General features: G+C 39.7%; 7 protein-coding genes. 6 read left to right on the top strand and 1 reads right to left on the bottom strand.

Going from position 1 to position 8,624, the window contains the following annotated elements; all coding sequences use genetic code 11:
- Window positions 1-18: 18 nt before the first annotated feature.
- The 6 genes from IBX40_08535 (at window position 19) to IBX40_08510 (ending at window position 8,219) form a co-directional block, all read left to right on the top strand.
- Window positions 19-4,485 (top strand): InlB B-repeat-containing protein, encoded by a 4,467-nt coding sequence (locus IBX40_08535; GenBank protein ID MBE0524359.1) that lies wholly within the window; start codon window positions 19-21, stop codon window positions 4,483-4,485.
- Between the two features lie 331 nt (window positions 4,486-4,816).
- Window positions 4,817-5,107 (top strand): nucleotidyltransferase domain-containing protein, encoded by a 291-nt coding sequence (locus IBX40_08530; GenBank protein ID MBE0524358.1) that lies wholly within the window; start codon window positions 4,817-4,819, stop codon window positions 5,105-5,107.
- Window positions 5,104-5,427 (top strand): DUF86 domain-containing protein, encoded by a 324-nt coding sequence (locus IBX40_08525; protein ID MBE0524357.1) that lies wholly within the window; start codon window positions 5,104-5,106, stop codon window positions 5,425-5,427. The genes IBX40_08530 and IBX40_08525 overlap by 4 nt, the downstream gene beginning before the upstream one ends.
- A 213-nt stretch (window positions 5,428-5,640) precedes the next feature.
- Window positions 5,641-6,189, top strand: coding sequence for a PLP-dependent aminotransferase family protein (locus IBX40_08520; protein ID MBE0524356.1), 549 nt, complete (start codon window positions 5,641-5,643; stop codon window positions 6,187-6,189).
- Between the two features lie 11 nt (window positions 6,190-6,200).
- Complete coding sequence (locus IBX40_08515; protein ID MBE0524355.1) at window positions 6,201-6,950, top strand: hypothetical protein; 750 nt, start codon at window positions 6,201-6,203, stop codon at window positions 6,948-6,950.
- Window positions 6,951-6,962: 12 nt separating this feature from the next.
- A complete protein-coding gene (locus IBX40_08510) occupies window positions 6,963-8,219 on the top strand; it encodes an MFS transporter (protein MBE0524354.1) in 1,257 nt (418 codons plus the stop codon).
- A gap of 222 nt (window positions 8,220-8,441) precedes the next feature.
- Here the strand turns inward: IBX40_08510 and IBX40_08505 are convergent, their stop codons facing one another.
- Window positions 8,442-8,597, bottom strand: coding sequence for a hypothetical protein (locus IBX40_08505; protein MBE0524353.1), 156 nt, complete (start codon window positions 8,595-8,597; stop codon window positions 8,442-8,444).
- Window positions 8,598-8,624 lie beyond the last annotated feature (27 nt).

Raw genomic sequence — 8,624 nt, 5'->3', positions numbered from 1 at the left:
GGGGGAAATATAAAAGGAATGGATAATTTCGATTTTGATTATGCGATTAATTTGTATTCCCAGACCGATATATTTATGACCGTACTGGTTAAATCTGTAAATCAATCGCCGGAATACGCATATAATATTGACGTGACGAAGGAAATCAATAAGCTGTTGCAGGGAAATGCTGAAAGTGAGGATGATGATCCAGCTGAAATCCTTAAAAAGGTGCTTGGTGATAAGGGGGATTACATTGACCTTGTAGAGGCAAATATAATTGATATCCCTGTAAAAATAATTCCTGAACTCCCGATTGCTGAATTCCATATAAAACTGGATTTTGTTATAAAAGCCAATTTTGCTGCGGGTATTTCGTCTGAAACAACTCTTTTAACCGCCCGGCAGATAGGCATAGCAGGCAACTCGAGGGAAGGTTACCTTGTAACTTACGACCACGAACTGTTTGGCAACAACCGCTATGCAATCGACATCTACGCCGCGGGCTACGTGGGCTTCAAGACCGGTCTAAAAGGGACGATGACCATATCTTTCTTTGGACTGGAAGATCTGGGCAAATTGGGCACCTCTCTTGAGTTCGGAGCATATATAGACTTATATGGATTTGCACACGCAACAATAAGAAAAACATATCCAAATGACTATATTTACAGTGGGAAAAAAGGAATCACTCTCGATGGTGCGATATATATGGAACTCGGATTATATCTGGAAACGGAACTTTTCGTTGAATCGAAAACGTTCAGCGCCAGAGCCGGATTAACGGTGCTCGATCTCAAGTTCCCGTTATTATCTGTAGGGGATAGGTATGTCCTGTCAAAATTTCTGAACAATGAGACGCACATACTGATGAATACTGAGTCTCTACAACTGAACAGCTCCAACGGACTGCTGGCTGCTGAGTTCATCGACCTTAAGACAGGGGAAAAGGTCACGGGCAGTTTCGCCGATCCGTCAAAATTTGCAGTAGGGTATTCTTCACCTTACCTATCCACTGAGAATAATGCGATCAATATAAACAAAACACTTTTGGGATCGAATATCAAACGCCTTGATGTAACTGCATACATTTATTACAACGGCAGTGCACTTACCTTCACGGGGCCACGGGAGATATATTTCGATATCAACGGACAACCTTATGCTATAGAAACGCCAAAGACGGTCAAACTTACCTGGATTGACTCAAGCATAGACGCTTCTCAATTTTCTGGTATTGACACAGCCAAAGCGACCTATGTTGTCAACATTGACGGAAAAGAAACCGTGCTGTATGAAAGAACAGTTCTGCTAGCTGAAATACCGGGTTCTATTGATTTGTCTTCATATATGCAGAGCCATAAGATCACCGGGTATGATAATGATTTCAACGTGCCAATTATTCGTGACACTATATACAAAATCAACATGACTCCGTACCAGCGCTTAATCTCTTACATCACCTATTATGACGGTGAATGGCATTTCGAGGTTTATCCGCTGAACAGCGGAGAAAAGCCAGTACCCCCTGCAAAATACAATAGTACGCCTGAAATGGGATTCAAAGAATGGTTTGTGGCCTCAGGCTATTGGGGATATACTCGTGGTAATTATTATTTTAACGAGGTCATACCCATGGAGGCTGCCTTGAGATACGGAAACGACAATGTTTTCGTGGGCCTTGATACGACAAAATCGCTGTATAGCATATCCGGAACATTAACCGATTGTTATAACGCCTATTACCAAGGAACATATAATGGAAAGTCCTTCAATTTCTTATCTCTTGCACGTTATGAAGCTGAGTATCAGCAGAGAGAGAACTGTACAGTCACCATCAGATACCCTGCAATGGAATATATTGTAATGGGAAGGACCGTTAAATATGGTACATCGACTTGGACCAACAGCTATAGGTTTGGTGGATCAATTGTAATTCCTAGCTCATACTGGTTCGCTTACAATGGTTGTGAAATGCTTGGGTGGGATACGAATGGTGACGGAATAGTGGATTACGATCCGAAGAATCCTCCGATTGCTGGTAGTGATATGACTTTCACTGCTGTCATGAAGGTAAAGACCTTTGATGTTACCATGCAAGATCATAATGGAATACCAGTTGGTAGGGTTACGGTCAACATAGGCAATTTGCCCGATATTTTAAGCACAAGCCCTGAACATCCAGATGGAGACGCAAATAAATTCATGCACTGGGAAGTTTCAAAAGGAGGTAGAGAATTCGTCAAGTGGGATAAATGGACCAATCCCGGTGTGTATGAAGGTTGGACGGTAAGACCTGTCTATAGTAGGGAGTTTAAGGTGACATTTCTAAATGGATCAGATATCTCCTTCACAGTGTTATTACCAGTTGGCACATATAATGCTTCGGACTACGTTTGGTTTACTCCGACAAAGGACTCTGACGAAGACTACTATTATAACTTCAGCGGGTGGGACAGTGGCGATAACTTTACAGTGACCGGTGATATGACAATTACAGCACTATTTACGCCGTTTCCTATTCTCTATACGATTAAGTTCACCACCCCGTATGGCGAGCTGAGCACTGGAGGTAAGACCCATACCATTATGTCAACCTATGGTGAATATGCTGAGGTGGCGAAAGCTTACATCGATGCAAACAATACATTTGAGCCTGTCTATACTGATGATCGTGTTTACACCTTCACCAGCTGGGGTCCAGTTGAAATTGATATAATTGATAGAGTTGGTGTTACAGTTGAATATACCGCTATATGGAGCTATGAAATACGCAACTACACCATCACTTTTGACGGAGGAGAGGGCTATTACAAGTCCACTGGTCAAAAGACTTATACTATTAATGACTTCATATATGGGACCACAGCCAGTTTGTTTGGGGAAGATTCATTCGTAAGGGATGAAGACGATTACAACACTTACGTTTTTACAGGCTGGAGGGATCAGTTAGGCGTCATTCATCTACCAGGGGCGACATACACAGTTACTGGCGATATGACATATACCGCTGTTTACGGAGTCCTCACAGAAAAGACGTACACTGTCACCTTTGACGCAAACGGAGGCGTATTCCCAGAAAATCCCGACATCGACTTCCCAGAAGGTGAGAGCATCATCACGATTACCTGCTCATACGGCTATGTAATAACGGGAATACCGGAACCGACGAAAGCAGCAGACTCTATTTATACTTATACCTTTATCGGTTGGGAACCAGATATTGTTCCCGTTACTGGTAATGCTGCATATACAGCGAAATATTCAAGGCAGTATGAAGTAGAGTTGCCTACAGGGCTCAAAATTTCTGATGGAACGACAACCGAGGATATAAACATGGGTACAATCTCTGGATACACATACACTATGGAAATGAATTATTACAATGTGTACGTTCCTACGCTTACCATAACAGGAAATGGACTTACTGTAAGCGGTATCCCTGATATCAGCGGTGAATCCTGGAATTTACCTGATGTCGTGCGTATCTTTATTACAAAAGAAGTCACAGACGTTTGTTTTAAAGGCCTGACGCTATGGACCGATAATGATCATTTGATTTATATAGAAGGTGAAGATGGTAGCGAAGCTATTACAGTTACTTTTTCAGACAAAAGCTCTTTTTATAATTACGGTGCATACGATTCTGGTGGTTACCGGTATTCCTTCGCTCCTATAGAAAGCGAAAGAGATATTGTACTCATAAGTAGTGACACTGAAGCGACATTGAGTCTCAGTACTGAGGCTGGAGCGAGCGCGCTAATTTGCGGCGGAGATGCCACCATCAGAAACCTCAACCTGACAATCAATATGAGAATTACACAGATAGACGGAATTAGTGATAACTGGGGCAGATTTCCAGCTGCATTTCACAATGGAAAATATGAAATGTCGAACTGGAGTTTCATTGACTCGGTGGTAACAGTGGATACCGATGGCCGAGGTTTCGGCAGCAGCGGTTTCGGAAGTATTGGGACCATTGATATCTCAGGCTGTCAGTTTTCAATTACAAGTGCTTTTGAATACATCGAGAGTGCTGACAATCTTATAATAACGAATTCAAATTTTAACTTTTTGGGCAAATCTCGTTTGGGTTCCTGGGGTGAAGACAATGTACTAGATACAGGAGCCTCAGATGGTATAATCAGCGGTACTGTGTTGATTCAAGGTAAGTCTTACGTCAGCCTTATTGCCGATGTTGTTGAAATAGCTGTTCTCAAGACGGATTTGATTCTATTTGAGGATTTCATGGGGACATTCGAAGTATCTTATTTAGATCCTGAGATAACGTTCCTAACTGTGTATACGAATAGCGGTATCAAGTTCCTGATTGAAAGTAATGAGGTCGATCCGTTAGACCACTATGATTTAGGAGGTGCCAAAATCGGATGGGTTACTGCTATAGATGACCCGACATATTATACCTTTGTTAATGATGTAGATGCGCCTCTTTCTGAGGTTTTGATTAGGCAAAAAGAATTGGCACTCAAGTATCTCCACCAATAAAAGGAAAGGCTCATGCAAACGCATGGGTCTTTCCTTTTACCGGCAGAGCTGGGAGTCGAACCACAAACACGTAGTGGCTGCTCGACTCCCCATGCTGTTGTGATTGGATATTGCAGGAACGGAGCGATCCTGGTGGAGATGGTGTGATAAGTGCAATATTAATATAGATTCTTCTGAATGCGCAAAAATCTCACTCTTGTTGTTCGAACGGAACTGAAATGTTTTTATACAGTGGATGCTCTTCTCCCATTTGAAGTGACACTGCTGTTTTATTATTGTATAATTATAGTATAAGAAATCACTTGAAAACAGGTAGATAGGAGTGATATTGATGCTTATCGACGAATTGTTGAATAAAAAAGAAGATATTTATAAAATCGTTGAAAAAAATAAAGGTAGCCAGGTTAAGGTATTTGGATCTACTGTGACTGGTAATGCAACAGATCAAAGTGACATCGATATATTGGTAAAGTTTAGGGACGATGCGACTCTTTTTGATCTTGTTGAGATTAAGTTGGAACTTGAAAGTCTATTGAATAAAAGGGTAGATGTAGTTTCAGAGAATGGACTCAAAGATAATGAGATTGGTAATAGTATCAAAAGGAGTGCAGTACTCATATGAATAGAGATCAAACTTATGTTAATCAAATATTGGATGCAATTAATAAAATTCAAGATTATACCGTTGAAGGACGAGATGTCTTTTACGAAACAATAATCATACAAGATGCCGTCATGAGAAATATTGAGATCATAGGTGAAATCGCCAAAAGAATTTCAGATGATTTCAAGGAGAAATATGATACAGTACCTTGGAGGAAAATGGCAGGAATAAGAGATGTTCTAATACATGATTATGACAGCATTGACATGAGTATTGTTTGGAATGTTATATCAATGGAGTTGCCTAAAATTAGAAGAATACTAAGCAAAATTGTTTGATTCTGTGACGATTTATAGATTTTGTAAAATTCATCATAAACATAACACCGTGTAACGCTTGCAACAGGCCGCACCAGATTGGACGTGTATACGGACGGTGCTGCTCCATCTCCACCAATGAAATGGATCGCCTTTGGCGGTCTTTTTTCGTTTGGTGGATCCCAAAAGTTATTCGAAATACAATGGCAAATAATTGCTCGATGAAGTAAACTATTGGTAGAGGTAAAAACACTGTCAGTCCTGAGCAATGAAGAAAAAGCGATGCAAGCATTTTCTTACGGAGCGACCATTGGACTCACAACTTTGAGAAAAGCGGTGCAAGAAAACCTTTTGATTCCAAATGGAATTAAAGCGAATATGGATGAGATAATGATTACTGCAGGTGGCATTCAAGCCCTATATCTTGTGTGCAAATTGTATCTTGATCCGGGTGATGTGGTTCTTGTGGAATCACCAACATTCGTCCACGCAAAGATGTTGTTTGATAGTTTTGAGGTTAAGTGCCAATCTTGTGCTATGGATGCGGATGGTTTGAATATGGAGGATCTTGAAGCAAAAATAAATAAGTATCATCCGAAAATTATATATACAATGCCCACATTTCAGAATCCTACAGGAATTTCCATGTCAGCACAGAAGAGAAAACAGATGGCTTTACTAGCAGAAAAATATGACGTCATTATATTTGGGTTGGACTGCCTCGAGGACTTGACGGCAGTCAGTATTTGCGCTTATCCTTTGCAGGAATCAATGAACATGTGATTGAGGAATCCATGAAAAAATTGGGCGATTTTTTAGTGATGGCAACACAGAGTCATATAGAGTGTATGGGTGAGTTCGGGCTTGATTATGTGATTATAGATACAGAACATGGACCTTATGATACCGAGAATATGATTGGCTTAATTCGCGGTGCGGAGCTTGCTGGGATTACACCGTTTGTGCGTGTTGCGAATACAGATCACAAAGAAATTCAGCGCTGTCTGGACCAGGGTGCAAAAGGCATTATTGTCCCGATGCTGAATACTATAGAGGATTTTAAAAGGGTTGTTTCACTTGCAAAATATAAACCATTAGGGAACAGAGGTTTTGCAGGTGTACGTTCTAACAATTACGGATACGACGAGAACATTAGTGCAGGTATTGAAACTTTCATGAAAAAATGCAACGAAGAAATATTGGTTCTACCGCAATGTGAAACTGTGGGTGCACTTGAAATCATTGAGGAAGTGGTTCAGCTTGATGGCATTGATGGTATATTTGTTGGACCATTTGACTTGTCGATTTCGTTAGGCGTTCCAGTTCAGTTTGATCATCCAAGATTCCTTGAAGCGATTGAGCGCATACTAAATGCCTGCAAAAAAGCAAATAAGCCTGCAATTATATATGCTGGCAGTGTTGAGGCTACAAAAGATGCATTTGCAAAAGGATTTGACAGTGTTGCATACAACATAGATGCGAGTGTATTTATCAACGGGTACATGCGTGACATCAGTGAAATCAGATCAACAAAAAAATATTAGGAGTTAAATATATTGAAAATTAATCGTTGGGTTTCATGGGGAATCTTGGTCTTTGGTTTTGTAATTGTATTTTTTCATAGATTGGCAATTGGTTCTGTTGCAGATCAGTTGATGCTTGATTTGAATCTTGATAGTGTTCAGATTGCCAATCTGGCTGCAATGACTTTCTATGGTTATGCTTTGATGCAACTCCCTGTTGGCATTATGGTCGACACCATCGGTGTCAGAAAAATATGTACAATAGGGATGGCTGTTACAGCAGTCGGCTCATTTATCTTTGGATTTTCACATTTGATCTATTTAACCTATTTTGCTAGATTGCTGGTTGGTATAGGGACATCTGTGATTATTGTTTCTATTATGAAGTTGCAAGCAACATTGTTTCCAAAAAATATGTATTCCACATTATCAGGATTGACATCGCTTTTTGGAAACTTCGGTGCTTTTTTTGCGACCATCCCCTTAACATATATAGCGCTCAATTTCGGATGGCGAGATACCTTTGTGATTCTTGGCATTATAACCGTAATTTTATCCATAGCAATTTTTCTGTTTGTAAAAGAGCAGCCACAAAGTGGTCGTGGTAGTAGAATCAATATCAGAGAAGGCGTGAAATTTGTTTTAACCAATAAAAAAAATTATCCCAACTTTTTTATAATGGTATTCTTTGTGGGTTCATTAACAGCAGTTCTTGGACTCTGGGGCAACGGGTATCTCAAAACGGTTTATCATATGAATGGTGAAAGAGCAGCCTATTATCTTTCCTTTATAACCTATGGGTTTATCGTTGGAGCTCCAATCGTTGGAAAAGTTTCAGATTTACTTGGTGGAGAAATAAAGAAAATTTTGATCTTCGCAAGTTCTGGTTATGCCTTGCTGTGGCTATATATCCTGGTTATTTTTAAGGGGCAGCCACCAGTTAACCAATGGTCAGTTATATTCTTTTTAATGGGTATATTCATGATTTGCCATATCCTTGTTTTCTCTAATGTGAAAAATGTAAATCCTCTTAAATATACAGGTATCGCTATTTCAGTAGTGAACATAGGTGAATTTGTCGGAAGCGGGATCATATCACTAAGCATGGGCTATCTGATCAAAAGATTGAACGCATCAGCATACAGTAGTGAAGAGGTTTTTAAAATTGCGATGATTCTCGTATTGGTTTCAGCACTTTTGAGTTTCATTTCAGTATTGTTCATGAATGGTAAAGAAAATGGAAATCATATTGATATTTTCCCTTCATTGGTCAAGCAAAAAAATATATAATTAGGTTCAATGGAGTTGGCTGATAAAACTGGGGCAACTATTTACATTTCAGATCATGGAATTCGCGAATCAGTGTTTGGAAATAATATGCGAGATATCAATCAAACCTTAGAGAATATCGTTTATATGGAATTGCTTGGTAGGGGCTATTCGCTTCTGATGAAACATCAAAAAGGCCACGAGGATGTCACACTGTGACATCTGTGGCCTTTTTAGATAGATTTACTCCATGTCATCTTCTAACCAGCTTGCTTTACAACCGAAAAAATTCACATATTGAGTAGGCATTTCTTGAGCATTCTTAAAACTTGAAATTTCCATTGCGTCTTCCGTTTTGTCCTCGTTTTTTGGTGTATACATATTTTTTTGCTTTTCCATATAAACCTCCTAATCTCTAGTAATGGT

Source organism: Methanosarcinales archaeon (genome assembly GCA_014859725.1).
In the GTDB taxonomy this organism is placed as follows: Archaea; Halobacteriota; Methanosarcinia; order Methanosarcinales; family Methanocomedenaceae; genus Kmv04.
This window is presented reverse-complemented; position numbering and strand designations above follow the sequence as displayed.